Origin of the sequence: Streptomyces sp. NBC_01224 (assembly GCF_036002945.1) — a bacterium.
Taxonomy (GTDB): domain Bacteria; phylum Actinomycetota; class Actinomycetes; order Streptomycetales; family Streptomycetaceae; genus Streptomyces.
In genome coordinates, this window is the sequence record NZ_CP108529.1 from 1,085,304 (window position 1) to 1,108,826 (window position 23,523).

General features: G+C 69.8%; 23 protein-coding genes and 1 pseudogene. 8 read left to right on the forward strand and 16 right to left on the reverse strand.

Features of this window, described 5'->3' with window-relative positions; translation table 11 throughout:
• Nucleotides 1–52: 52 nt before the first annotated feature.
• The gene (locus tag OG609_RS04795) at nucleotides 53–784 is read left to right on the forward strand and encodes a MerR family transcriptional regulator (RefSeq protein ID WP_327271613.1); all 732 of its coding nucleotides are present in this window, start codon (nucleotides 53–55) and stop codon (nucleotides 782–784) included.
• A 21-nt stretch (nucleotides 785–805) separates the two neighbouring features.
• Here OG609_RS04795 and OG609_RS04800 read toward each other — a convergent pair whose 3' ends face one another.
• The 5 genes from OG609_RS04800 to OG609_RS04820 are packed head-to-tail and all read right to left on the reverse strand — an operon-like array spanning nucleotide 806 to nucleotide 7,623.
• Entirely contained in the window at nucleotides 806–3,013 is a 2,208-nt protein-coding gene (locus OG609_RS04800; protein WP_327271614.1) for a 3-hydroxyacyl-CoA dehydrogenase NAD-binding domain-containing protein, read from the reverse strand.
• 38 nt (nucleotides 3,014–3,051) lie between these two features.
• The gene (locus tag OG609_RS04805; protein WP_327271615.1) at nucleotides 3,052–4,266 is read right to left on the reverse strand and encodes an acetyl-CoA C-acetyltransferase; all 1,215 of its coding nucleotides are present in this window, start codon (nucleotides 4,264–4,266) and stop codon (nucleotides 3,052–3,054) included.
• A 36-nt stretch (nucleotides 4,267–4,302) separates the two neighbouring features.
• Complete coding sequence (locus tag OG609_RS04810) at nucleotides 4,303–5,445, reverse strand: acyl-CoA dehydrogenase family protein (protein ID WP_327271616.1); 1,143 nt, start codon at nucleotides 5,443–5,445, stop codon at nucleotides 4,303–4,305.
• A gap of 10 nt (nucleotides 5,446–5,455) precedes the next feature.
• Nucleotides 5,456–6,481 carry an LLM class F420-dependent oxidoreductase gene (locus OG609_RS04815; RefSeq protein WP_327271617.1) on the reverse strand — a complete coding sequence of 342 codons (1,026 nt, stop codon included), beginning with the start codon at nucleotides 6,479–6,481 and terminating at the stop codon, nucleotides 5,456–5,458.
• The gene (locus OG609_RS04820) at nucleotides 6,481–7,623 is read right to left on the reverse strand and encodes a CaiB/BaiF CoA transferase family protein (RefSeq protein WP_327271618.1); all 1,143 of its coding nucleotides are present in this window, start codon (nucleotides 7,621–7,623) and stop codon (nucleotides 6,481–6,483) included. Before OG609_RS04820 ends, OG609_RS04815 begins: the two co-directional genes overlap by 1 nt.
• A gap of 204 nt (nucleotides 7,624–7,827) precedes the next feature.
• On the opposite strand from OG609_RS04820, the gene OG609_RS04825 reads away from it, so the two are divergent.
• Nucleotides 7,828–9,018, forward strand: a complete 1,191-nt coding sequence (locus OG609_RS04825; RefSeq protein WP_327271619.1) for a saccharopine dehydrogenase family protein — start codon at nucleotides 7,828–7,830, stop codon at nucleotides 9,016–9,018.
• A 231-nt stretch (nucleotides 9,019–9,249) separates the two neighbouring features.
• A pseudogene (locus OG609_RS46030) lies at nucleotides 9,250–9,336 on the forward strand (hypothetical protein); the annotation flags it as partial.
• Between the two features lie 124 nt (nucleotides 9,337–9,460).
• Here the strand turns inward: OG609_RS46030 and mmpA are convergent.
• Together mmpA and OG609_RS04835 are read right to left on the reverse strand one after the other, a co-directional pair.
• Nucleotides 9,461–9,604 (reverse strand): morphogenic membrane protein MmpA, encoded by a 144-nt coding sequence (mmpA, locus tag OG609_RS04830; RefSeq protein ID WP_327271620.1) that lies wholly within the window; start codon nucleotides 9,602–9,604, stop codon nucleotides 9,461–9,463.
• A 49-nt stretch (nucleotides 9,605–9,653) separates the two neighbouring features.
• Nucleotides 9,654–10,331: an endonuclease V gene (locus tag OG609_RS04835; RefSeq protein WP_327271621.1), complete on the reverse strand. Its 678-nt coding sequence runs from the start codon at nucleotides 10,329–10,331 to the stop codon at nucleotides 9,654–9,656.
• A 112-nt stretch (nucleotides 10,332–10,443) separates the two neighbouring features.
• Between OG609_RS04835 and OG609_RS04840 the strand changes: the two genes are divergently transcribed.
• Complete coding sequence (locus tag OG609_RS04840) at nucleotides 10,444–10,743, forward strand: YciI family protein (RefSeq protein ID WP_327271622.1); 300 nt, start codon at nucleotides 10,444–10,446, stop codon at nucleotides 10,741–10,743.
• 92 nt (nucleotides 10,744–10,835) lie between these two features.
• Here OG609_RS04840 and OG609_RS04845 read toward each other — a convergent pair whose 3' ends face one another.
• Nucleotides 10,836–11,936 (reverse strand): WD40/YVTN/BNR-like repeat-containing protein, encoded by a 1,101-nt coding sequence (locus tag OG609_RS04845; RefSeq protein ID WP_327271623.1) that lies wholly within the window; start codon nucleotides 11,934–11,936, stop codon nucleotides 10,836–10,838.
• A 184-nt stretch (nucleotides 11,937–12,120) separates the two neighbouring features.
• Here OG609_RS04845 and OG609_RS04850 point away from each other — a divergent pair, with 184 nt between their 5' ends.
• From OG609_RS04850 to OG609_RS04860, 3 genes are all read left to right on the forward strand, one after another.
• Nucleotides 12,121–12,537, forward strand: a complete 417-nt coding sequence (locus OG609_RS04850; protein WP_327271624.1) for an SsgA family sporulation/cell division regulator — start codon at nucleotides 12,121–12,123, stop codon at nucleotides 12,535–12,537.
• Between the two features lie 340 nt (nucleotides 12,538–12,877).
• Nucleotides 12,878–15,169 carry an excinuclease ABC subunit UvrA gene (locus tag OG609_RS04855; RefSeq protein WP_327271625.1) on the forward strand — a complete coding sequence of 764 codons (2,292 nt, stop codon included), beginning with the start codon at nucleotides 12,878–12,880 and terminating at the stop codon, nucleotides 15,167–15,169.
• Nucleotides 15,170–15,407: 238 nt separating this feature from the next.
• A complete protein-coding gene (locus OG609_RS04860) occupies nucleotides 15,408–16,382 on the forward strand; it encodes an acyl-ACP desaturase (protein WP_327271626.1) in 975 nt (324 codons plus the stop codon).
• A 124-nt stretch (nucleotides 16,383–16,506) separates the two neighbouring features.
• Here the strand turns inward: OG609_RS04860 and OG609_RS04865 are convergent, their stop codons facing one another.
• The 3 genes from OG609_RS04865 to OG609_RS04875 all read right to left on the reverse strand — a co-directional run bounded on the left by OG609_RS04865 (nucleotide 16,507) and on the right by OG609_RS04875 (nucleotide 18,249).
• Nucleotides 16,507–17,007, reverse strand: coding sequence for a tetratricopeptide repeat protein (locus tag OG609_RS04865; protein WP_327271627.1), 501 nt, complete (start codon nucleotides 17,005–17,007; stop codon nucleotides 16,507–16,509).
• Nucleotides 17,008–17,120: 113 nt separating this feature from the next.
• Complete coding sequence (locus OG609_RS04870) at nucleotides 17,121–17,375, reverse strand: WhiB family transcriptional regulator (RefSeq protein ID WP_327271628.1); 255 nt, start codon at nucleotides 17,373–17,375, stop codon at nucleotides 17,121–17,123.
• Between the two features lie 73 nt (nucleotides 17,376–17,448).
• Nucleotides 17,449–18,249: a VOC family protein gene (locus OG609_RS04875; RefSeq protein ID WP_327271629.1), complete on the reverse strand. Its 801-nt coding sequence runs from the start codon at nucleotides 18,247–18,249 to the stop codon at nucleotides 17,449–17,451.
• Between the two features lie 143 nt (nucleotides 18,250–18,392).
• On the opposite strand from OG609_RS04875, the gene OG609_RS04880 reads away from it, so the two are divergent.
• The gene (locus tag OG609_RS04880) at nucleotides 18,393–18,869 is read left to right on the forward strand and encodes a hypothetical protein (RefSeq protein ID WP_327271630.1); all 477 of its coding nucleotides are present in this window, start codon (nucleotides 18,393–18,395) and stop codon (nucleotides 18,867–18,869) included.
• Nucleotides 18,870–18,932: 63 nt separating this feature from the next.
• On the opposite strand, the gene OG609_RS04885 is transcribed toward OG609_RS04880, so the two are convergent.
• From OG609_RS04885 to OG609_RS04905, 5 genes are read right to left on the reverse strand one after another with little or no spacing between them, the layout of a single operon-like run.
• A complete protein-coding gene (locus OG609_RS04885) occupies nucleotides 18,933–20,006 on the reverse strand; it encodes an LLM class flavin-dependent oxidoreductase (protein ID WP_327271631.1) in 1,074 nt (357 codons plus the stop codon).
• A gap of 4 nt (nucleotides 20,007–20,010) precedes the next feature.
• Nucleotides 20,011–20,898: an ABC transporter substrate-binding protein gene (locus OG609_RS04890; protein ID WP_327271632.1), complete on the reverse strand. Its 888-nt coding sequence runs from the start codon at nucleotides 20,896–20,898 to the stop codon at nucleotides 20,011–20,013.
• Nucleotides 20,899–21,657 (reverse strand): ABC transporter ATP-binding protein, encoded by a 759-nt coding sequence (locus OG609_RS04895; RefSeq protein ID WP_327271633.1) that lies wholly within the window; start codon nucleotides 21,655–21,657, stop codon nucleotides 20,899–20,901.
• Entirely contained in the window at nucleotides 21,654–22,484 is an 831-nt protein-coding gene (locus OG609_RS04900; RefSeq protein WP_327271634.1) for an ABC transporter permease, read from the reverse strand. The genes OG609_RS04895 and OG609_RS04900 overlap by 4 nt, the downstream gene beginning before the upstream one ends.
• The gene (locus tag OG609_RS04905; protein WP_327271635.1) at nucleotides 22,481–23,503 is read right to left on the reverse strand and encodes an NrtA/SsuA/CpmA family ABC transporter substrate-binding protein; all 1,023 of its coding nucleotides are present in this window, start codon (nucleotides 23,501–23,503) and stop codon (nucleotides 22,481–22,483) included. The genes OG609_RS04900 and OG609_RS04905 overlap by 4 nt, the downstream gene beginning before the upstream one ends.
• Between the last annotated feature and the right edge of the window lie 20 nt (nucleotides 23,504–23,523).

The window sequence follows — 23,523 nt, forward strand, 5'->3', positions numbered from 1 at the left end:
GATTGGTGCAGACACAGCAGTTCGCCGCTGGGTCGGAACGCGAGGAGCAGACATGGCGACCGGGACCGAGGACCCGACGCTCACCGTCGACGAGCTGGCGGCGCGCGCCGGTGTCACCGTACGCACCGTGCGTTTCTACAGCACTCGGGGTCTGCTGCCGCCTCCGGTGATCGGGCCGCGTCGCGTCGGGCACTACGGGCATGAACATCTGTCCCGGCTCGCGCTCATCGAGGAGCTCCAGCACCAGGGCATGACGCTGTCCGCGATCGAACGCTATCTGGAGCAGCTGCCACCGGATCTGAGCGCACACGATCTGGCGATACACCGGGCGCTGGTGGCGTCCTGGGCACCGGATTCGGCGGAGGATGCGACGCGGGCGGAGCTGGAGCGGCGTGCGGGGCGGGCGCTGAGCGAACAGGACATAGCGCGGTTGGCAGCCATGGGGGTGCTGGAGCGTGCGGAGCCGGCCGATGGCAGCTACCGGGTGGACCCGGGGCTGCTGCGGCTCGGAGTCGAGCTGCTCGGTGTACCTATCGCGCACGAGACGATTCTTGCCGCGCGCACGGTCCTGCTGGAGCACTCCCGGTCCGCCGCGCAGGAGCTGACCCGGCTGTTCCGGGACGAGGTGTGGAATCCGTACCGGGAGCGGGAGTCGGACCCGGAGCATGTGGCGGCGATGAAGTCGCTGTCGGCCGATATGCAGCCGATGGTGCTGCAGGCGCTGGTGACCGCGTTCCAGCGGTCGCTGAAGGAAGAGCTGCGGGCCGCGTTCACTGCGGAGTGAACGCGGCCCGGGGTGCTGCTGTCAGTCGTGGAAGGTCTCGCCCTTCTCGGCCTTTTCCAGGAGCAGCGCGGGCGGCAGGAAGCGGTCGCCGTACCGCTCCGCGAGCTCCTGGGCGCGTGCCACGAAGCCCGGCAGGCCGCCCTCGTATCCGTTGATGTACTGGAGTACGCCGCCGGTCCACGGCGGGAAGCCGATGCCCATGATGGAGCCGATGTTGGCGTCGGCGACGGAGATGAGGACGTTCTCCTCCAGGCAGCGGACGCTGTCCAGTGCCTCGGAGAACAGCATCCGCTCCTTCATGTCGATGAAGGGGATGTCCGTGTCCGGCTTCGTGCCGTGCTCACCCGCGGGACGCCCCCCAAAACCCCCGAAATGCTCCCGCAGGCCAGGCCAGAGACGGGTGCGCTTGCCGGCCTCGTCGTACTCGTAGAAGCCCGCGCCGCCGCTGCGTCCCGGGCGGTCGAACTCGTCGACCATCCGGTCGATGACCGCGTCCGCCGGGTGCCCGGCCCAGGTGCCACCGGCCTCCTCGACGGCCCGCCTCGTCTCGTTGCGGATCTTGCGGGGCAGGGTGAGGGTCAGCTCGTCCATCAGGGAGAGCACCTTGGCCGGGTAGCCGGACTGTGCCGCGGCCTGCTCGACCGATGCGGGCTCGACGCCCTCGCCGACCATGGCGACGCCCTCGTTGATGAACTGGCCGATGACGCGCGAGGTGAAGAAACCCCGGGAGTCGTTGACGACGATCGGCGTCTTCCTGATCCGGCGGACCAGGTCGAAGGCGCGGGCCAGGGCCTCGTCGCCGGTCTGCTCGCCCTTGATGATCTCGACCAGCGGCATCTTGTCCACGGGCGAGAAGAAGTGCAGCCCGATGAAGTCGGCGGGGCGCGAGACACCCTCGGCGAGGACGGTGATGGGCAGGGTCGAGGTGTTGGAGCAGAGCAGGGCGTCCGGCTCGATGATGTCCTGGATCTCCTGGAACACCTTGTGCTTGAGCGCGGTGTCCTCGAAGACCGCCTCGATGACGGCGTCGCAGCCCGCCAGATCGGCCGGGTCGCCGGTCGGGGTGATGCGGGCCAGCAGCTCGTCGCGCTCGGCCTCGGTGGTACGGCCCCGGGAGAGCGCCTTGTCGAGGAGCTTCTCGCTGTACGCCTTGCCCTTGGCGGCGGCCTCCGCGGAGATGTCCTTGAGGACCACGTCGATGCCCGCGCGGGCGCAGGAGTACGCGATGCCCGCGCCCATCATCCCCGCGCCGAGGACGGCGACCTTGCGGACCTGGCGCTCCTCGATGCCCTTGGGGCGGCTGGCCCCGGAGTTGACGGCCTGGAGGTCGAAGAAGAACGCCTGGATCATGTTCTTCGAGATCTGGCCGGTGACCAGCTCGGTGAAGTAGCGGGCCTCGATGGTCAGCGCGGTCTCGAAGTCGACCTGCGAGCCCTCGACGGCGGCGGCCAGGATGTTGCGGGGTGCGGGCATCGGGGCGCCCGCGATCTGCTTCTTCAGGTTGGCCGGGAAGGCGGGCAGATTCGCGGCGAACTTCGGGTTGGATGGGGTGCCGCCGGGGATCTTGTAACCCTTGACGTCCCAGGGCTGCTGGGATTCGGGGTGGGCGTCGATGAAGGCGCGGGCCTTGTCGAGCATCTCCTCACGGGTGGCGGCGACCTCGTGGACCAGGCCGTTCTCCAGGGCGCGCTGCGGGGTGTACTGGGTGCCCTGGAGGAGGACCTTCAGCAGTGCGTCGGCGATGCCCATGAGGCGTACGGTGCGGGTGACACCGCCGCCCGCGGGCAGCAGGCCGAGGGTGACCTCGGGCAGGCCGATCCGGGAGCCGGGCGCGTCGAGGGCGACGCGGTGGTGCGAGGCGAGCGCGATCTCGTAACCGCCGCCGAGCGCCGCGCCGTTGATGGCGGCGACGACGGGGATGCCGAGGGTCTCGATGCGGCGCAGCGAGTTCTTGATGGCGGTGCCGGTGTCGAAGGCCTGCTGGGCGTTCTCGGGACCGACCTTGATCATGTCCTTGAGGTCGCCGCCCGCGAAGAAGGTCTTCTTGGCGGAGGTGTAGATGATGCCGCGGATGGAGTCCTTCTCGGCCTCGGCACGGTCGGCGATGGCCGCGATGGAGTCCTTGAAGGCCTGGTTCATCGTGTTGGCGGACTGGTTCGGGTCGTCGAGTACGAGGGTGACGACGCCGGTCTCGTCCTGTTCCCAGAGGATTGTCGTGCTCTCGGTCATTGCTTTTCTTCTCCGTAAGCAGGGGTGGCCGGGGACGGTCAGAGACGCTCGATGACGGTGGCGATGCCCATGCCGCCGCCGACGCAGAGGGTGGCGAGGCCGTATCGCTTCTCGCGCCGTTCCAGTTCGTCGATGAGGGTGCCGAGGATCATCGCGCCGGTGGCGCCGAGCGGGTGGCCGAGCGCGATCGCGCCGCCGTTGACGTTGATCTTGTCGAGGGAGAGCCCCATGTCCCTGGCGAAGCGCAGCACGACGCCGGCGAACGCCTCGTTGATCTCGACGAGGTCGATGTCGTCGATGGTCAGCCCGGCCTTGGCGAGAGCCTTGCGGGTGGCGGGCGCGGGGCCGGTCAGCATGATGGTGGGCTCGGAGCCGGAGACGGCGGCGGAGACGATCCGGGCGCGCGGCGTGAGTCCGTACCGCTCACCGATCTCCTTGTTGCCGATCGCGACGAGCGCGGCGCCGTCGACGATGCCGGAGGAGTTGCCCGCGTGGTGGACGTGGTCGATCTTCTCGACCCAGTGGTACTTCTGCAGCGCGACCGCGTCGAAGCCGCCCATCTCGCCGATCGCGGCGAAGGACGGCTTGAGCGCGGCGAGCGAGTCGGCGGTGGTGCCCGGCCGCATGTGCTCGTCGTGGTCGAGGACGACGAGGCCGTTGCGGTCCTTGACGGGGACGACGGAGCGCGCGAAGCGGCCGTCCTTCCACGCTTCGGCGGCGCGCTCCTGGGAGAGCGCGGCGAACTCGTCGACGTCACGGCGGGAGAAGCCCTCGATGGTGGCGATGAGGTCGGCGCCGACGCCCTGCGGGGCGAAGCCGGTGTCGAAGTTGGTCATCGGGTCCATCGCCCAGGCACCGCCGTCGGAGCCCATCGGGACGCGGGACATCGACTCGACGCCGCCCGCGAGAATCAGGTCCTCCCAGCCCGAACGGACCTTGGCGGCGGCCAGGTTGACGGCCTCCAGGCCCGAGGCGCAGAAGCGGTTCTCCTGGACGCCCGCGACCGAGTCCGGGAGGCCGGCCGCGATGGCGGCGATCCGTGCGATGTCGGAGCCCTGGTCGCCGAGCGGGCTGACCACGCCGAGGACGATGTCGTCGACGGCCGCCGGGTCCAGGCCGGGGAAGCGGCTGCGGATTTCGTGGATGAGGCCGACGACGAGGTCGATCGGCTTGGTGCCGTGCAGGGCGCCATTGGCCTTGCCGCGGCCGCGCGGGGTGCGGATCGCGTCGTAGACAAACGCTTCGGTACTCAAGACAGCAGCCTTTCGAGGGTGGTTGTGCGTCAGGGGTCAGGCGAGCAGCGAGCGGCCGATGATCTCCTTCATGATCTCGGTCGTGCCGCCATAGATGGCCTGGATGCGGCCGCCAGTGAACGCCCTTGCGACCGGAAATTCCGTCATGTAGCCGTAACCGCCGTGGAGTTGCAGGCAGCGGTCGGCGACGCGCTTCTGCAGCTCGGTGGCCCACCACTTGGCCATCGAGGCATGAACGGCGTCGAGCCCACCGTCGGAGTGTTCGACGATGCACCGGTCGATGAAGGTGCGGGTGACGGTGCACTCGGTGGCCATTTCGGCGATCTCGAACCGGATGTGCTGGAGCTTGGAGAGCGGCCGTCCGAAAGCCTCGCGCTCCTTGACGTACTGCGTGGTGATCTCCAACAGATGTTCGGCGGCGGCGATTCCGGCGACCGCTATGCCGATGCGCTCCTGCGCCAGGTTGGTCATCAGATGGATGAAGGCGCCGTCCCGCTCGCCGAGCAGATTCTCCTTGGGGGCACGGACGTCGTTGAAGAACAACTCGGCGGTGTCCTGGGACTTCTGGCCGATCTTGTCGAGGTTGCGGCCCCGCTCGAAGCCCTCCGCGCCGCGTTCGACGACGATCAGCGAGAGCCCCTTCGCACCGCCCTGCGGAGTTGTCTTCGCCACGACGACCACCAGGTCGGCGAGGATGCCGTTGGAGATGAACGTCTTGGAGCCGTTGAGCAGCCAGTGGTCGCCCTTGTCCTCGGCGGTGGTGCGGATGCCCTGGAGGTCGGAGCCCGCGCCGGGTTCGGTCATGGCGATGGCGGTGATGATCTCGCCGCTGCAGAAGCCGGGCAGCCAGCGCCGCTTCTGTTCGTCGGTGGCGAGCCCGGTGAGGTAGGGGCCGATGATGTCGTTGTGCAGGCCGAGAGCGAGTCCGGGGGCGCCGGCTCGGGTGAACTCCTCGGCAAGGACAGCGCTGTAGCGGTAGTCGGTGATGCCGCCGCCCCCGTACTCCTCGGATACGGCGAGGCCGAGCAGTCCCTGCCGGCCGGCCGCGAGCCAGGCCTCGCGCGAGACGATGCCGTCCTTCTCCCACTGTTCGTAGTGTGGGAGGACCTCCTTGGTGAGGAAGGTGCGGACGGTCTCGCGGAACGCGTCGTGCTCTTCGGTGAAGATCTGCCGCTGCACTGCGAGCCTCCTAGAGCCAGTTCTTGACGGTGGAGATCAGCCGGGCCGGTTCGGGGCCGACGGGGGTGACGTTGAGCATCGTCACGCCGGCCTCGCGGAAGGCCTCGAGGCGGTCGCGTACATAACCCTCGGGACCGCAGAGCGACATGAGCTCGCAGAATTCGTCCGGGACGGCGGCCTCGGCCTCCTTCTTCTTCCCGGAGAGGTAGAGCTCCTGGATGATTGCGGCTTCCTTCTCGTATCCGTAGGCGACGGCCAGGTCGTTGTAGAAGTTCTTGCCCCTGGCGCCCATGCCGCCGACGTACAGCGCGATGTGCGGGCGTGCCAGATCCCGAAGCGCGGCGGCGTCGTCGCCGATGGCGAGGAGTCCGCCCGCGACGGTCCGGAGGGGGCCTCGTGCCGGGTCGCGCTCCGCCGCGCCTTCGTCGAGAGCCGTGCCCCACACCTGCCGGGCCTTCTCCGGGATGTAGAGCGTCGGGAGCCAGCCGTCGGCGATCTCGGCGGTCAGCCGGACATTGGCGGGGCCGAGCGAGGCGATGTAGAGCGGGATCTCCTCACGCACCGGCCGGGTGAGGATCTTCAGCGGCTTGCCGAGCCGGCCGCCCTTCTCCTTCGGCAGCGGCATGTCGGTGATGCCGTGGTGATCGATGACCTCGCGGCGCCAGATCCGGCGGCACAGTTCGACGGTCTCGCGGGTCCGGCCGAGCGGCTTGTCGTACGCCTTGCCGTGCCATCCCTCCACGACCTGCGGCCCGGACGCGCCGAGCCCGAGCAGCGCCCGGCCGCCGGAGATCGCGTCGAGTCCGGCGCCGGTCTGGGCGATCAGGGCGGGGGTGCGGGAGTAGACGTTGAGGATCGCCGCACCGATCTTCATGCGCTCGGTACGGGCGGCCAGATAGCCCATGATCGTGGGCGAGTCGAAGCCGTACGCCTCCGCGACCCAGACGGCGTCGAGTCCGGCGGACTCCAGGGCTGCGACCTGGTCGCAGGCCTCGCGGGGGTCCCCCGCGTAGTTCAGCGGCAGGGAGAGTTCCATCAGTCGGTGGTGTCCTTCCGGGGCCGGTGCATGCTCGGTACGTCCCAGTCGCGGGCTACGTCCTCGGTGTCCGCGCCGGGCTGCGCGGGTCCGCTGCGTACAAAGACGGGTGTGGCGGAGAAGCGGGGTGCGGGGGCGGGCTGGGTGAGGCCGCCGTGTTCGACGAAGGTGGAGCGGGCGGCGAGGTGCGGGTGATCCGGGGCCTCGCGGAGCGAGAGGACGGGGGCCACACAGGCGTCCGTGGCTTCGAAGACCTCGGTCCACTCCGCGCGCGTCCGGGTCCTGAACCGGTCGGCGACGACCGTGCGCAGCTCCTCCCAGCGGGTGACGTCCTTGCGGTCCGGAGCCCGGTCCTCGATGCCCAGGAGCTTGATGAACTCGTCGTAGAACTGCTGCTCCAGCGGGCCGACCGCCATGTACTGGCCGTCGGCGGTCTCGTACGAACCGTAGAACGGACAGCCGCCGTCCAGGAGGTTGGAGCCGCGCCGGTCCTGCCAGCCGCCGGCCGCCAGCATCCCGTGGATCATCGTGGCGAGATGGGCGGCGCCGTCGACGATCGCCGCGTCCACGACCTGGCCCGTACCGCCGGGGGTGCGTGCGTGCTGGAGGGCGGCAAGGATGCCGACGACGAGATAGAGCGAGCCACCCGCGTAGTCGCCGACCAGATTGGCGGGGACGGTGGGCGGCTCGCCGGGCTTGCCGATCATGGAGAGCGTGCCGGTGAGGGCGATGTACGCGATGTCGTGTCCGGCCCGCTCGGCGAGTGGTCCGTCCTGGCCCCAGCCGGTCATCCGCCCGTAGACGAGCCCGGGATTGCGGGCGAGACAGGCGTCGGGGCCGACGCCGAGGCGTTCGGCGACGCCCGGCCGGTAGCCCTCGATCAGGATGTCGGCGCGTTCGACCAGGTCCAGGACGCGGTCCGGGCCGTCCTCGGCCTTGAGGTCGACGAGCACGGAGCGTTTGTTGCGATTGGTGAGGTCGTACGCGGGATCGATGCCCAGCCCCGGGCCGGCCGGCCGGTCGACCCTGACGACATCGGCGCCGAGGTCGGCCAGGAGCATCGCGGCGAACGGGCCGGGGCCGATGCCTGCCAGCTCGACCACGCGCACGCCTGCCAGCGGGCCGTGCTCTGTCGTTGCCATCAAACCCCCAGCGGTGTGACACAACTGATGTAACAGCGATGATGCTAAGAACGCACCGCGCTCCGCACAACCCTTTGGCCCGAGCAAGCGCTTAGTTCATTCCCCTGGATCCTCCCCCACGATCGCCGCCCGGCTGCACACCGCCACGAACCCCTCCGCTAACCTCTGCCTGCTACATCGGCGCCGGCCCCTGCGGAGGCACTCGTGAACAGGCAGAACGGGGCACAACGCCCCTATGACGTAGTCCTCTTCGGCGCCACCGGCTTCGCGGGTACCCTCACCGCCGAATATCTCGCCGCCCACGCACCAGCCGGCTGCCGCTGGGCCGCAGCCGGACGCAATCGGGCCAAACTGGAGCAACTGCGCGAACGCCTCACCGCGATCGCCCCGCGCTGCGCGGATCTCCCACTGCTGCACGCCGACGCCGACGACGAGCACTCGCTGCGCGAACTCGCCGAATCCGCCCATGTGGTGGCCACGACGGTCGGCCCCTACGTCTGGTACGGCGAGCAGCTGGTCGCTGCCTGTACCGAGGCCGGGACGGACTATGCGGACCTCACCGGCGAGGCGGAGTTCGTGGACCGGATGTATCTGGAGCATGACGCGCGGGCCCGCGAGACGGGGGCCCGGCTCGTGCACGCCTGCGGTTTCGACTCGGTACCGCACGACCTCGGGGCGTACTTCACCGTCCAGCAGCTGCCGCAGGACGTGCCGCTGACGATCGACGGATTCGTCCACAGCAACGCCGTCTTCTCCGGCGGTACGTTCGCCTCCGCGCTCACCGCGATGGGCCGCGGCCCTCACATGCTGCGCGCCGCGCAGGAACGCCGGCTCCATGAACCCCGTCTGGTGGCCCGCCGCGCCCGCGCCCGGCTCGGCGCCCCGCACTTCAGTACGGAGACCGGCACCTGGGCGCTGCCGCTGCCGACGCTGGACCCGCAGGTCATCGAGCGTTCGGCGCGGGTGCTCGCCCGGTACGGCCCCGACTTCCGCTACCGCCACTTCGCCTCCGTGAAGCATCTGCCCGTGGCGCTGGGCGGCACGGCCGCGATCGGCGCCCTCCTGGGTGCCGCGCAGGTACCGGCGGCGCGGTCCTGGCTGATGGACCGGTACGAGCCGGGCGAGGGCCCGGACGCGGAACGTAGGCGGCGCAGCTGGTTCACCGTGCGCTTCGTCGGCAAAGGGGGCGGACACCGGGTCTTCACCGAGGTGTCGGGCGGCGACCCCGGCTACGACGAAACGGCGAAGATGCTCGCCGAGTCCGCGCTCTGCCTCGCCCTGGACGAGCTTCCGTCGACATCGGGGCAGGTCACCACGGCCGTCGCGATGGGTGACGCACTGCTGGAACGGCTGCGCGCGGCCGGGCTGCGTTTCCGGGTCGCGGCGGCTCACTGAGCGGACCGGCGCCCGGCCGGGGCGGGGTGCGGTCGGCATGCCGGTGTCCGGCCGCCCCGGCGCGGGGTGGCCGGACACCTGTCCTGCCTTCTGCGGATCGGGGTCAGCGGGACCATCCGCAGTGCGCATGGCGGCCGTGTCCGGCGCTGCGTGGGCCGAGTACCTCCTGCGCACCGGGCTTCTTGCAGGCCGCCATGAGCTGATTGTGCGGGGCCCGAGGCCGTCGAGGCGGTGCAGTACCTGCTTCACAACGCGGGGCCGCCGACCGACACCACCGGCGCGTACACCACCTCGACCAGGCGGTCGCTGAAGGAGTTCCAGGCGTCCCGGGACGTGCCCGTGACAGGTATCGGGGACGAGGACACCTGGCGCGCGCTGCTCAACGCCCAGGGCCCGGACCAGCACAAGCAGCCGCGGCGTCCGGGCGGCGCGCCCTCTCGGGTCAGAGTGCCCAGGACACCAGCGTGCAGACCATCGAGACGGCCCAGACCGCTCCTACGAGAATGCCCAGAGTCATCCCCACCGCGACCCGGCGCTGAGCGAGATAGACGGTTCCTGGCCGTGTGGACGTTCGATGTTCGGTCATGTGTACCAGTCTGCCCGTCATGACCGACGGGCGTTATCCGTACACATACTCAGGCGGTCGCTTCCCGCAGTGCCTGACGGCAGAGCGCGTCGGCCCTGCGGGTGGTCTCCGGCTGACGGAAGCCGCGGGCCAGCAGCAGGGTGTGGGCGCAGGCGTTGTCCAGGCCGGTCCGGTGCCCGACGGAGACGAAGACCGGCTTGATGCCGTCCTGGGTGCGCAGCGCCCGGCCCACCTCCTCCTCGCCGTCGAGCAGCGGCGAACAGTCGCCTCGGCGGGGGCCCGGCTGCTCGTACGAGAAGGTGAACGGGTTCTTGGCGACGCCGATCACCGGGAGTCCGGTGAGTACCCCGAGGTGACTGGCGAGTCCGAAGCGGCGCGGGTGCGCCAGGCCGTAGCCGTCACAGACCACGAGTCCGGGGTCGGTCGGCAGGGATTCCAGCGCGGCCAGCACGGTCGGGATCTCCCGGAAGGCGAGGAGTCCGGGGATGTACGGGAAGGTGACCCGGCCGACGGCAGTGGCCTCGGCGACCACGTCGAGCGTCGCCTCGTCGAGGACGACCGCTGCCGCCACGACGACATCGCGCTCGTCGTCGTAGGCGACGTCGACCCCTGTGACCCGGCCGGTGCCGGGCGGCGGGCCGGGTTCGTCGAGCACCACCCGGGGGCGCAGGGCGTCCTGAAGGGCTCGGGCTTCGGCCTCGTCGGCGGGCATCGGGAGAGTTGTCATAGTGCTGTCAAGTTTAGGCAACGGGCACGGCGGGCGGCTCGGCAGCGGGCCGGGCGGGACTTCGCGGACATGGACCGGGGCCGGCGCGCCCTCGACACGTAGCCTGGAGATCATGTTCGTACTCGAGTTGACCTACACCGCGCCCGTCGAGCGTATCGACGCGCTGCTGCAGGACCACGTCGCCTGGCTGAACACGCAGTACGCGGCCGGGGTGTTCATCGCATCGGGCCGCAAGAACCCGCGCGACGGCGGGGTGATCCTGGCCGTCGGCGACGACCGCGCGCAGATCGAGAAGATCGCGGCGGAGGACCCGTTCACGGCACAGGGCGTGTGCACGTACCGGATCACGGAGTTCATCGCGACGAAGACCTCGGACGAACTCGCCCCGTACCAGCAGCAGTTGCCCGGATAGCGGGTATCCGCAACCCGGGCACCGCTCCTCGATCGCCGGACGGGCCGGAGCGGTGATCCTCCCGACCCCGATCCGCCGGGCGCCCCTCCTCGCTAGAACCCCGCGCGCGCCACTCGTCCACTCTCGCCCGCGCTCCAGCAGCCGCCGTCCGGTGTGCAGTCGACCGTGTCGTACGACCCCGTGTCGACCGTGCGCCAGGTGCGGCCGCCGTCCACGGTGAGGTCCGTGCCGGTCGGGCCGACCGCCAGCGCACCCGAGCTGCTGTGCGGGAGCCAGGCGACGCCCGAGCGGTAGGCGGCCGGCGGGGTGGCGGACTGCTGCCAGCTCCTGCCGGCATTGCCTGTCACCGCCGCGGCGTTCGGCGACGGCAGGCCGGCCCGGTAGTCGCCACCGACCGCGATGCCGTGGTGGCGGTCGCGGAAGGCCAGGCCGAAGACGCCGCGTGCCGGGTCGCCGGCCGGGATCGTGGATTCGGTCGCGGTCCAGGTCAGCCCTCGGTCGCCGGAGTGCAGCACCCGTGCCGTGGCGGCGCCCCCGGTCGCCAGCCAGACATCCCCGGAACCCGATGCGACCAGGCACTGACCGCTGGCGGCGAACCCCGCCTCACCGGCCTGGGCATCCGGCATGCCCGCGCTGGGCAGCACCCGCCAGCTCCGGCCGCCGTCAGCGGTCGACAGGATGCGGTACTTCCCGTCGACGGGATCGCTCAGCGCAAGTCCGTGCCGACTGTCGAAGAAGGTGAGGCAGTCGTAGAAGGCGCGGGCGTCCGCGTTACGGAACGACTCCGTCCAGGTCGCTCCCCCGTCGTCCGTACGGAACACCCTGGAGGCCTCGCCCTCCCCGATGGCCAGTGCCACCGCGCGCCGGGCGTCGAACGCCTCGATGTCACGGAACTCCAGCGCCTCCTGAGCCGCACCGGGCGGTGACACATCACGCCAGTGACGGCCGCCGTCCGAAGTGCGCAGCACCGTTCCCTTCGAACCCGCGACCCAGGCGGTGCGACGGCTGACGGCGGCGAGGCCGCGGAAGCGGGCGTCGGTCCCTGTCGCGGTAAGCGTCCAGGCCGGCCGTTCGCCGGGCCGGTGTCGCTCCCCCGGTGCAGCCGCGGCTGCCGGTGTGGCCAGTGTTGCGGTCAGCGCCGCCGCACAGAGCCCCCATGACATCAGTCGTCTCGTCTTCCCCTTGGCCCTCATGGCGCTGGAAGCTAGCCCACGAGCCGTACTCCGTCCAGGGTGCACCGGCGGCAAGTGGGCACTCGATCGGTGCGGCGGCGTGCGGTGATACAACTCACGCCACCTTCCGATGCACGGATGAGGGAGTTCCGTCGTCTCCATCAGTGTCGGGAACCGTTCATCTGGCCGAGAAAGGGAGCAGGTCTTGTCCACCGTTATCGAGCAGTCCGTGCAGGCCCGCATGGTCGCATCCGCACCGCGGATGGAGACCCTCCCCGCCACCCTGCAGTACGACCGGCGGGATCCGTTCGCCGTACGCATGGCGTTCCCCGCCAACGCGACCCTGGAGGGCACCGATGTCTCCTGGGAGTTCTCCCGCGAGTTGCTCGCGGCGGGAGTGGACTCAGCCGCCGGTGTCGGGGACGTGCGCATCAGGCCGTTCGGATATGACCGCACGGTCCTGGAGTTCCATGCCACCGAGGGAATCGCGATGGTGCACGTCCGCACTGCGGAGCTCCGCCGCTTTCTCGAGCGGGCGCAGGAACTGGTGCCGGCCGGCGACGAGCACCGGTTCCTGGATCTCGACCGGAGCCTGACCGATCTGCTCGGCGGGGCCTGCTGACCGCACGTCGGGCGGGAGGCGATTTCGTACGGCGCCGGTGGCGCGGTTGCCCGGCAGGGAATCGGGTGACATCACGGCCGAGGAGGGACGCGCGGGAGTGTGAGCGATGGGGGGACGAGGTCGGTGCGGGGGTCACCGGTGGAGTAAGGCCCAGGCCTTGCAGCCGCCGGCTCCGACCGCCCGGCCCGACCATGCACCGCGCCCCCGTACGCGTCCGCTCCGAGTACGCCGACAGCTCCGAGCGCTCCGCCGACGGGGGCCGGTCAGGCCCCGCAGAAGATCCCGACCGCCCGGAAAATCCAGACAGAAGCTGTCCGGTATCGCGGTTAGCTTCGGCGGCATGGATCGGAACAAGGACCGGAGCATCGTCATCACCGGGGCACGCGCGAACAATCTGCGTGATGTCTCCCTCACCGTGCCCAAGGGGCGGATCACCGTCTTCACCGGGGTCTCCGGGTCGGGCAAGTCGTCGATCGTCTTCGACACCATCGCCGTGGAATCGCAGCGGCAGCTGAATGAGACTTTCAGCTGGTTCATCCGGAACAGGCTGCCGAAGTACGAACGGCCCCATGCCGACGCCATCGACGACCTCTCCGTCGCAATCGTCGTCGACCAGAAGCCGCTGGGCGGCAACGCCCGCTCCACCGTCGGCACGATGACCGACATCTGGTCGGTGATCCGGGTGCTGTTCTCGCGGTACGGGACGCCGAGTGCGGGCCCGGCGACCTCGTACTCCTTCAACGACCCCGGCGGGATGTGCCCGGAGTGCGACGGTGTGGGGCGCACGGTCCGCCTCGACATCGACCGGGCGATCGACGTCACGAAGTCGCTCAACGAGGGTGCGCTGCTGCTGCCGGGGCTCTCGGTGGGCAGCTGGGAGTGGCAGCTGTACGCCGGTTCGGGACGCTTCGACAACGACAAGCCGCTCGCGCAGTTCACCGAGGAAGAGCTCCAGCTCCTGCTGTACGGCGGTGGGTTCACCGTCCGGCTGGAGCTGAAGTCGACCTCTGCGGACATGCGGTTCGAGGGAATCGCCGAGCGGTTCACCCGGCTCTTCCTGAAGCGGGACACCGAGGCGCTCTCCGAGCGGCGGCGCGAGGCCGCCCGGCGTTTCACGACCGAGTCGGTGTGCGCGTCCTGCGGCGGCGCCCGGCTGAACGCGGCCGCGCTCGCCACCCGTATCGACGGGCTCTCCGTGGCCGACTACGGGCGGATGGAGGTGGCCGATCTGGTGGACGTCCTGGCCGGGATCGACGATCCGGTGGCCGGTCCGATCGCCTCGGCCGCCCGCGAACGGCTGGAGCGCCTGGTGGGCATCGGGCTCGGCTATCTCAGCCTGGACCGGGAGACCACCACGCTGTCGGGCGGCGAGGGGCAGCGACTCAAGATGGTCCGGCATCTGGGCAGTTCACTGACCGGGCTGACGTTCATCTTCGACGAGCCGAGCGTGGGCCTGCATCCGCGTGATGTCAGGAGGCTGAACGACCTTCTGGTGCGGCTGCGCGACCGGGGCAACACCGTCATCGTCGTCGAGCACGACCCGGATGTGATGGCTGTCGCGGACCACATCGTCGACATGGGCCCGAGAGCGGGCACCGACGGCGGACATGTCGTGTTCGAAGGCCCGGTGGACCGGTTGCGGGAGGCGGACACCCTCACCGGCCGGTGCCTGCGCCACCGGACACCGCTCAAGGAGGCCTTCCGCTCCCCCACCGGGCGGCTGCCGGTGACGGGCGCCGCACTGCACAACCTCAAGGGCGTGGACGTGGCGTTCCCCGAAGGTGTGCTGACGGTCGTGACCGGAGTGGCCGGATCCGGCAAGTCCACGCTGGTCTCCCGGGTGTTCACGGCGGCGTACCCGGACGCGGTGGTCATCGACCAGGGGGCGATCACCGCGTCGTCCCGCTCCACCCCGGCCTCGTACCTCGGGGCACTGGACTCCATCCGCAAGGTCTTCGCCAGGGAGAACGGCGTCGAGCCCGGCCTGTTCAGCTTCAACTCCTCCGGGGCGTGCGGGCATTGCTCGGGCCGCGGCATCATTTACACCGATCTCGCATTCTTGGACCCGGTGACCACCACCTGCCAGGTGTGCGAGGGGCGGCGCTTCCAGGACCACGTGCTGAAGCACCGGGTGGGTGGCGCGTCGATCGTCGACGTACTGGAGATGACGGCCGCTCAGGCGGCCGAGCTCTTCGACCACCGGGCACTGCTGCGGAAGCTGCACACACTCGACGACGTCGGCCTGACCTATCTGACACTGGGGCAACCGCTCAGCACGCTCTCCGGCGGTGAGCGCCAGCGCATCAAGCTCGCCACCAGGCTGCACCGGACGGGCAGCGTGTACGTCCTGGACGAGCCGACCACCGGACTGCACATGGCGGACACCGGCACGCTCGTCGACCTGCTGGACCGGCTGGTCGACGCAGGCAACAGCGTGATCTGCGTGGAGCACAACCTCGAGGTGCTCAAGCGCGCGGACTGGGTGGTCGACCTCGGCCCCGAGGGCGGCAGAAACGGCGGCGAGCTTGTCTTCGAGGGGACCCCGGCGGCGCTGCTCGGCCATCGCACATCGTTCACGGCCGAGTATCTGCGCCGGGATCTGGCCCTGGAGCGCCCCGGCGCCGGGACTTGAGGGCAATTCTCCGACTCCACAGAGCCCGACACGGCCCCATATTAGTGGATATGAGGGAGTTCAGTACGCCCGGCAGCCGGGCGGACTGTCAACCTCCACACCCCCGCGACCTGCGTACATAACGTTACGTAATCGGGCATCGCGGGGGCGGGCTTGGCGATGGCCTTACTGCCGCTTTAACCTACGGTCTCGTAACCTACGTGTCCGTAGGTAATTCTCCCGTCCCCAGGAGTCCCCCGTGACGATCACCGCTCCCCACCTCGGCAGCCCGAAGGCGTGGACCGACGCCCAGCTGCTGTACTCCCTGGAAGAGGTGGTGGAGAAGGAGCTCAACCGCCATCTCAAGGTCGCCAAGGACTGGATGCCCCACGAGTACGTGCCGTTCTCCGACGGGCGGAACTTCCCCGGCGTCTTCGAGGACGGTGAAGCCTGGCAGGCCGATCAGTCCAAGGTCACCGACATCGGCAAGATCGCGCTGGTCGTGAATCTGCTGACCGAGGACAACCTCCCCAGCTACCACCACGAGATCGCCTCCCTCTTCGGCCGCGACGGCGCGTGGGGCACCTGGGTGCACCGCTGGACCGCGGAGGAGGGGCGGCACGGCATCGTGATGCGCGACTATCTGCTCACCTCGCGCGCGGTCGACCCGGACAAGCTGGAGCAGTTCCGGATGGCGCACATGGCGGAGGGCTTCGAGTCCGACAACCGCCACTCGATGCTGCACTCGGTGGCGTACGTCGCCTTCCAGGAGCTCGCGACCCGCGTCTCGCACCGCAACACCGGTCATCAGTCGGGCGACCCGGTCTGCGACCGCATGCTGGCGCGGATCGCGACCGACGAGAACCTGCACATGGTCTTCTACCGCAACCTCCTCGGTGCGGCCTTCGAGCTCGCTCCGGACCTGACGATGCAGGCCGTACGCGATGTCGTCGTCAATTTCCGGATGCCCGGTCACGGCATGCCGGGCTTCGAGCGGGCCGCCGCGCAGATGGCGATCGGCGAGATCTACAACATGCGCATCCACCACGACGACGTGATCCAGCCCGTGCTGCGCTACTTGAAGGTCCTCGACATCGACGGCCTGGGCCCCGACGGCCTGAAGGCGCAGGAGGAGCTGGGCCTGTACATGGGCGGCCTGGACAGCGAGGCGTCGAAGTTCGACGAAAAGCTGGCGGCCCGCAAGGCGCGGATGGCAGCGCGCGCCCTGGCCTGACGGCCCGCACAGCTGTCATCGGCCGCCGGCCGGGCCACTGCTGCACAGCCCTGTCCGGCGGCCAAAGGCCTGTCCGACCCTGATCCGCCGGACGGGCCGTGGGGCACAGCGCCCCGCGCCGGGCTCACATCGTTTCGTTCAAGTCCTGCGCGTAGTGCTCGATCGCCCGTCGATACTGCCGCACATGCGGGTCCTCGCTGGTGGCGGCAAGCAGTCTCAGCAACAGTTGCACGGATTCATGGTGCTCGCCGGTGTTGAAGAGCGCCATGGCGAGGAACGTCCGCAGCGCCCCGTCGTCGGGGAACCGCTCCACACCGCTGCGCAGGACCTCGACGGCCCTCTCGTACTGTCCGAGCACCCGATGGGTGCTTCCGAGGCCGAGCAGCGCACCCCGGCGGTCCTCCTCCGACAGCCCCGTCCCGTCCAGGCAGCGTTCGTAGAACGGCACGGCCTCGGCTTCCAGACCGAGCACATCGTGGACCCAGGCGGTCTGGTAGGCCACTTCGGCATCGGCGGGGAAGGCGGCGGAGAGGGACAGCAGCTGCTGTCGGGCCTCCTCGGGCCGTCCGTCGGTGCGCAGCCGCACCGCCGCCGCGAGCAGAGCGTCCCTGTCGTGATCATTCATGCGGACATCGTCCCAGGCCGGCAGGGCCCGTCCGGCCGTGGGGGCTCCGGCCCGGACGTGCGGGTGCGGCCGGTGCCCCGGGCGGGCCGGATCGCTCTGCGGGCGAGGTGAGTTCAGGCCCGGTCGCGACCGGTTCTGCGCAGCCGGTCCCGCTCCTTCTCGGACAGGCCGCCCCATACGCCGAAGCGCTCGTCGTTGGCGAGGGCGTACTCCAGGCAGGCCTCGCGCCCTTCGCAGGCGTTGCAGAGCTGCTTGGCCTCACGGGTGGAGCTGCCGGGAGCAGGAAAGAAGAACTCGGGCCCCGCCTGCGCGCACAGCGCTGTCTCCTGCCAGACGAACGCGGGGTCGGACGCGGTGTTGATCAGCATGGAAGTCACAGTGCCCGGTCGCGATAAACGACTGATCAACACTTCATCAATGCGGCGCGCCGATGGCTTCCGGTCAGCCTTCCGGCGTCTGCGCGCTCTTGATCAGAGCGAATTCCGCTCCGTCCGGATCGGCGACGTTGGCGAACTTGCCCACGCCCTCCATCTCCATCGGTTCCAGCGTCAGTTTGCCGCCCAGCCGCTCCACGTCCGCGACGGCGGCATCGCAGTCGCCGACCTCGAAGTAGGGCAGCCAGTGCGGCCCGGCGACCGCTCGTGTCGCAACGGCGTTGAGCGGCACCAGACCGCCGAAGCTCGCGTCCTCGCCGCCGCCCCTGGTCCGGATCACCGTATAGGACCCGCCGCCCCCCGGGAACGGCGTCTGCGCGGTCTCCCATCCGAACACGGTGTCGTAGAACGCGGCGGCCGCCGGGACGTCCGGTGTGTACAGCTCGGCCCAGCACAGGGAGCCCGCGACACCCACCACGCCGAGGCCCGGATTCTCCTTCGGCTCCCAGATACCGAAGAACGCACCCGCCCGGTCCTTGAAACCGGCCATCCTGCCGAAGTCCAGGACATCCATCGGGGCAAACGGCACCTCGCCGCCGGCCTGCTCGACCGCTTTCGCCGTGGCGTCGGCGTCCGACGACTGGAAGTACACGGACCATGACGGCTTCGCCTGCTCCTCGGTGACCGTCATCGCGCCCCCGGCCGTCTTACCGCCCAGCATGAACATGCCGTAGCCGCCGGTCTCCGGGCCTCCGGCCAGATACTCCCAGCCGAAGAGACCGGTGTAGAACGCGATGGCCCCGTCGAGGTCGGGCGTGCCCAGATCGATCCAGTTGGGCGCTCCGTTGACAAAACGGGTGGTAAGCATGGCGAGCTCCTTCGATGAGGCCCGTTCTCGCGGTGGCAGAGATCCGTCCTGACGTTCCGAGTCTTGCACCGGGCACCGACAACCGCAGCACGCGGCCTGCGGGCGGGCCGCGCTGCCGTAGGCCGTACAAGGGCGGCACACGGATGGCCAATATCCGCCGCCGCATTGCGTACGAACGCCGGCCCCATGGATGGGTCAACCACTTCGACGAGGGGGTGTACGGGAACGACCCGCTCAGCCACCCAGGGCTGCGGCGCTGGAGCAGCACGGGCGAACCTCTCCGGTCGTTCAGCCCCGGGACCGGACCGATCGACATGTCCGACTGCGGTGCGCTCAATGTGCACGGCACGACGGCTTGGGCCTGCCCGTACATGCACTACCCACTGATCGAGGTCCGCCCCGACGGCACCGTAAGGGCCCGTACGACGCGGATGAGCGGCGTGCGCGGCATAGCGCTCGATGGCGAGCGCGTGGCGTTCCTGCACGGGGTGAGCACGCTGACGTACGGCCGGATCACTGAGGCGACCGTCGAGCCGGATCAGGAGTCCGCGCAGTTGGTCCGGCCCGACGCCAGCGCGTTGGCGAACAATGGGTGGGTGCTCGACATCGCCGGGAGCTGACGAAACAGGGCCGATACCGTACGGCGGCCCCCGGCCACCGTACGGAGCATCGGCCGCCGCGTGTCAGCCCTTCACCCCCAGCGCCGGAAGTACCGTCTCCGCCACCCGGTATGCCTCCTCCAGCAGCGGATTGCCGGAGAGGATGAAGGTGTCGACGCCCAGGTCCTCGAACTCCTTGAGGCGTTCGATCACCTGGGCCGTCGAGCCCACGACCGCGGTACCGGGGCCGGGGCGGAAGAGGCTCATGCCCGGCCACATGTTGGGGTGCACCTCCAGCTCCCGTGCGTGCGCGGGGACCTTGCCGCCGTGCTGGCGGAACTGGCGCTGCCAGCCCACGCCGTCCTCTCCCGCGCTCTCGCCGAGCCGACGGGCGTACGTCGCGTCGCTCGTGACGTCCAGGAGCCGGTCGACCGCCGCCCAGGCCTCGTCCTCCGTGTCGCGGACGATGAGGTGCAGGCGCAGTCCGATCCTGAGGGTGCGCCCGTACGCGGCGGCGCGCGCCCTGACCTTCTCCAGCTTCTCCTTGAGCAGGTGCGGGGGTTCACCCCAGGTCAGGAAGGTGTCGACGTGCTCGGCCGCCATCTCGATACCGGGGTCGGAGGAGCCGCCGAACCAGAGCGGGATGTGCGATTCCTGGACCGGTTTCAGCTCCCTGAAGGACGCGCCCGCGTTCTTCAGATCGTAGAAGCGGCCCTTGTGGTCGAAGACCTCACCGGCCGTCAGCCGCTTCACGATCGACCAGTACTCGGCGCTCAGTTCGTACCGCTCGTCGTGCTCCACGTGGAGTCCGTACTCCTGGAGCGTCTTGGTCGAGCCGTTGACGACGTTGAAGCGGAGACGGCCGCCGAAGAGGGTGTCGAAGCTGAGGGCCGTCTTGGCGAGCAGGGTGGGTGAGATCAGGCCGGGGTGGACGGCCAGCAGGGGCTTGAACCTGGTGCTGGTGGAGGCGGCCAGCGCGCTGCCGAGCGGCCAGACGTCGTACAGGTCGGTGGCGAGCAACGCACCGCTGTAGCCCAGGCGTTCGACCGTGCCGGCGAGCTGGGTGAGGTAGCCGAGGTCTACCGGCCGCCGCCCTTCGGGCTCCCAGGGGTAGGCGCCTTCGCGCGGGATGATGTACCAGAGGACTTCGGTCGCCATTTCGTCACGCCGCCTTGTCCGCGGCGGCACCGGCCCGGGCACGGGCGACGGTGACCGGCCGGTCGATGAAGCCGGTGCGGTGGAAGATGTCGGCCGCTTCCTGCTGCTCGGCGATGAAGGCGTCCGTGACGGGCTCGATCTGCCAGGGCAGGGTGCGCAGCGCGGTCTCCCAGTCGTCGGCGGATCCACCGAGGTCGGCGGCGGCGATCTCGGCCGCCTGGCGGGGATGGGCGGCCGCCCAGTCGTCGGCGCGCTGCAGGGCACGGGTGAGCGCCTCGATGACTTCGGGGCGGCTCTCGGCCAGGTCGCGGCGGGCGAAGAAGACGGAGCGGTCGGTGATGACATCGCCGGTCCGGACGAGGGTGCGCAGCCCGCCGGTGCGGCGGGCCGCGGCCAGCTGGGCGCCCTGCGCGACCCAGGCGGCGATGACACCGGTGCGCAGCAGCTCCTCGCTGTCGCCGTCACTGCGTACGGCGGTGATGTCATAGGCGTAGGAGAGCCCGGTGTCGTCGAGCGCCTTGGCGATCAGATGGGTCTGCCAGGAACCGATCGCGAGGTGGACGGTGGTGCCTTTGAGGTCGGCGATCGTACGCACGGGGCTGTCCTCGGGGACGAGGAGCGCGCCGTGTTCGGGGCGCGGTGCGGATACGGCGGTGTAGACGATGTCGTGTCCGGCGGCCTGGGCGGTGACCGGCGGGGTGGAGCCGGTGCCGCCGAAGTCGATGACGCCCTGGCTGAGGAGTTCGCCGGTGCGGACGCCGTTGGTGTACGGATGGAAGACGACGCTCTCGCCGAGCGGGGCCAGTTCCTCCTGGGCGAGGCCGAGCCGAGAGAGGTGGTACAGGTGGTAGAGGGACGGGTTACTGCTGTGCACACCGATGGTGATGGTCATTCAGATCACTCCGACTTCGTTACGTTCGGGGGCTGTTGCGGGCTGCGGGGCCGTCTCGACCCCGAGGTCGTCGAGGAGTCGTCGGCGCAGGGCTGCGAACGCGGGGTCGCCGGGGTCGCGCGGCCGGTCGACGGTGACGGGATCGTCGGTGATGAGCCGGCCCTCGCGCAGGACGGCGACCCGGTCGGCGAGCCGTACCGCTTCGTCGACGTCATGGGTGACGAGGAGGACCGCGGGCCGGTGCTTGCGGCACAGCTCCCCCACCAGGTCCTGCATCTTGAGCCGGGTCAGGGCGTCGAGTGCGGCGAACGGCTCGTCCAGCAGCAGCAGTTCGGGTTCGCGTACCAGGGCGCGGGCGAGCGCGACCCGCTGGGCCTCGCCGCCGGAGAGGGTGGCGGGCCAGGCGTCGGCGTGCCGTTCCAGACCGACTTCGGCCAGGGCACGCAGCCCGTGCTCGGAGCGGTTGCGCGGCAGGGCCACCGTCACATTGGCGAGGACTTTCTTCGACGGTACGAGGCGGGGTTCCTGGAAGACGACAGTACGGGCCTGAGGGACGAGGACCTCTCCCCCGTCGGCGCCGTCGAGTGCGCCCAGGATGCGCAGCAGGGTCGTCTTGCCGCTCCCGCTCGCGCCGAGCAGGGCGACGAACTCGCCCCGTGCGATGTCGAGTCGCAGTCCGTCGAGCACGGCACGGTCGCCGAAGACGCGGCGCAGTCCCCGTACCCGTACCGCAGGTGAATGAGGGGTCTGATCGGTCATCGGGCGGCTCCCTGCGGGGTGCGCCAGGGCATGAGCACGCGTTCCAGCAGCCGTACGACGATGTCGGCGGTGAGTCCGAGCAGCCCGTAGACGAGGATGCAGACGGCGAGGATGTCGGTGCGGGCGTAGCTCTGTGCCTGGGACATCAGATAGCCGATGCCGGCGGTCGCGTTGATCTCCTCGGCGGCGATCAGTGCGATGACGCTGAGTGTCATGGACAGCCGCAGCCCGGCGAGCAGGGACGGCAGGGCTCCGGGAAGGACGACTTCGCGCACGAGAGCGAGCCGGCCCATGCCGAAGCTGCGCATGGCTTCGATGAGCTTCGGGTCGGTGTTGCGCACCCCGCTCGATGTCGACACATACATCGGGAAGGTGGTGGCGACGGCGATGAGCAGGATCTTTGCGGTCTCGTTTATCCCGAACCAGACCATGAACAGGGGCACCAGGGAGAGGAACGGGATGGTGCGCAGGGTCTGGAGGGAGGAGTCGAGGAGTTCGTCGCCGAGGCGCGTGAATCCGGTCGTGATGCCGAGGGTCAGCCCGGCGGCGAGCCCGATGAGGAGGCCGAGTCCGGAGCGGGTGAGGGAGGTGGTGAGCGCGTCGGACAGCTGCCCGTTGCCCCACAACTCCCCTACGGCACGCAGCACTTCGGCGGGTGAGGCGAGTACGTCGGGGGTGAGGAGGCCGGTGGCGGCTGCCGCCCACCAGAGTGCGAGGAGGGCGAGGGGGCCGAGTGCCCGGACGGTCACGGAGTAGGTCCGGCTGCGGGCCCCCAGCCGCTGGGGACGTGGCCGGACGAGGCCCGGATGCAGGGTGGTGTCGCTCATTTCAGCTTCTCGATGTCGAGGAGGTGGGCGGCGACGTCGATCTCGGTCGGGGTGACCTTCTGCTCGGCGTAGAAGCCGGCGACGGCCTCGAAGCGCTTGATGTCCTCGGGTCCGATGGGGCCGACCGTGCCGCCCTTGCGGATGAAGTCGGTCTGGACCTCCTTGGCCTTGCCGGTGACGGCGGTCGGTCCGACGTCCGTGAAGACGTTCAGGTACGCGGCCGGGTTCTGCTTCTCCTTGGCGCCGGCTTCGTGGAGGTACTGGTAGAGCGCCTTCACGACCTTCGGGTGCTGCTCGGCGAAGCCCGTGCGTACGGCGTTGAGGCTGTAGTTGTCGGAGCCGATAGCAGCACCGTCGGCGACGAAGTGCGCCTTGCCGCTGCCGATTTCGGCAACGGCGTAGGTCGCCCAGACGGACCAGGCGTCGACCTTGCCCGCGTTGAAGACGGCGGCTGTCTGGTCGGGCCGCAGATAGACCCGCTTGACCTTGTCGGCGGGGATACCGGCCTTGTCGAGGGCTTTCAGCAACAGGTATTCGCCGGTGCCGCCCTGGTTGACGGCGACCTTCCTGCCGACCAGATCGGCGACCGATTCGATGCCGGAGCCGTTCTTGACGAGGATTCCTTCGCCGGCAGCGTCCGGGTCGACCGCGGTGAAGAACTTGAAGCCGGGGCGCTGGGCGAGCGAGGTGATGCCGGAGGTGATGGAGCCGGTGGCGATGTCGAGCTGGTCGGCGTTCATCGCCTGGGCGGCCGGGGCGAACGGCCCGGCGCTGCCGGTCCACCGCACCTTGGCGCCGGCCTTCGCGAGAGCCTTGTCGAGGCTGCCGTCCTTCTTGCCGACGGCGAGCACACCGGAGTTTCCGGGGTCGGGGATGCGGATGTCCACCGTGCCCTTGGCACCAAAACCGCCGCTGCCGCTGTCGGCCTCGGAGGTGCCGCAGGCGGTAAGGGCGAGGAGTGCGGTGACCGTGAGGATCGCGGGGGCGATGGTCGTACGCAGTGGCCGGGGAAGGTTCATGGTGTCGGGGGTCCTCATGG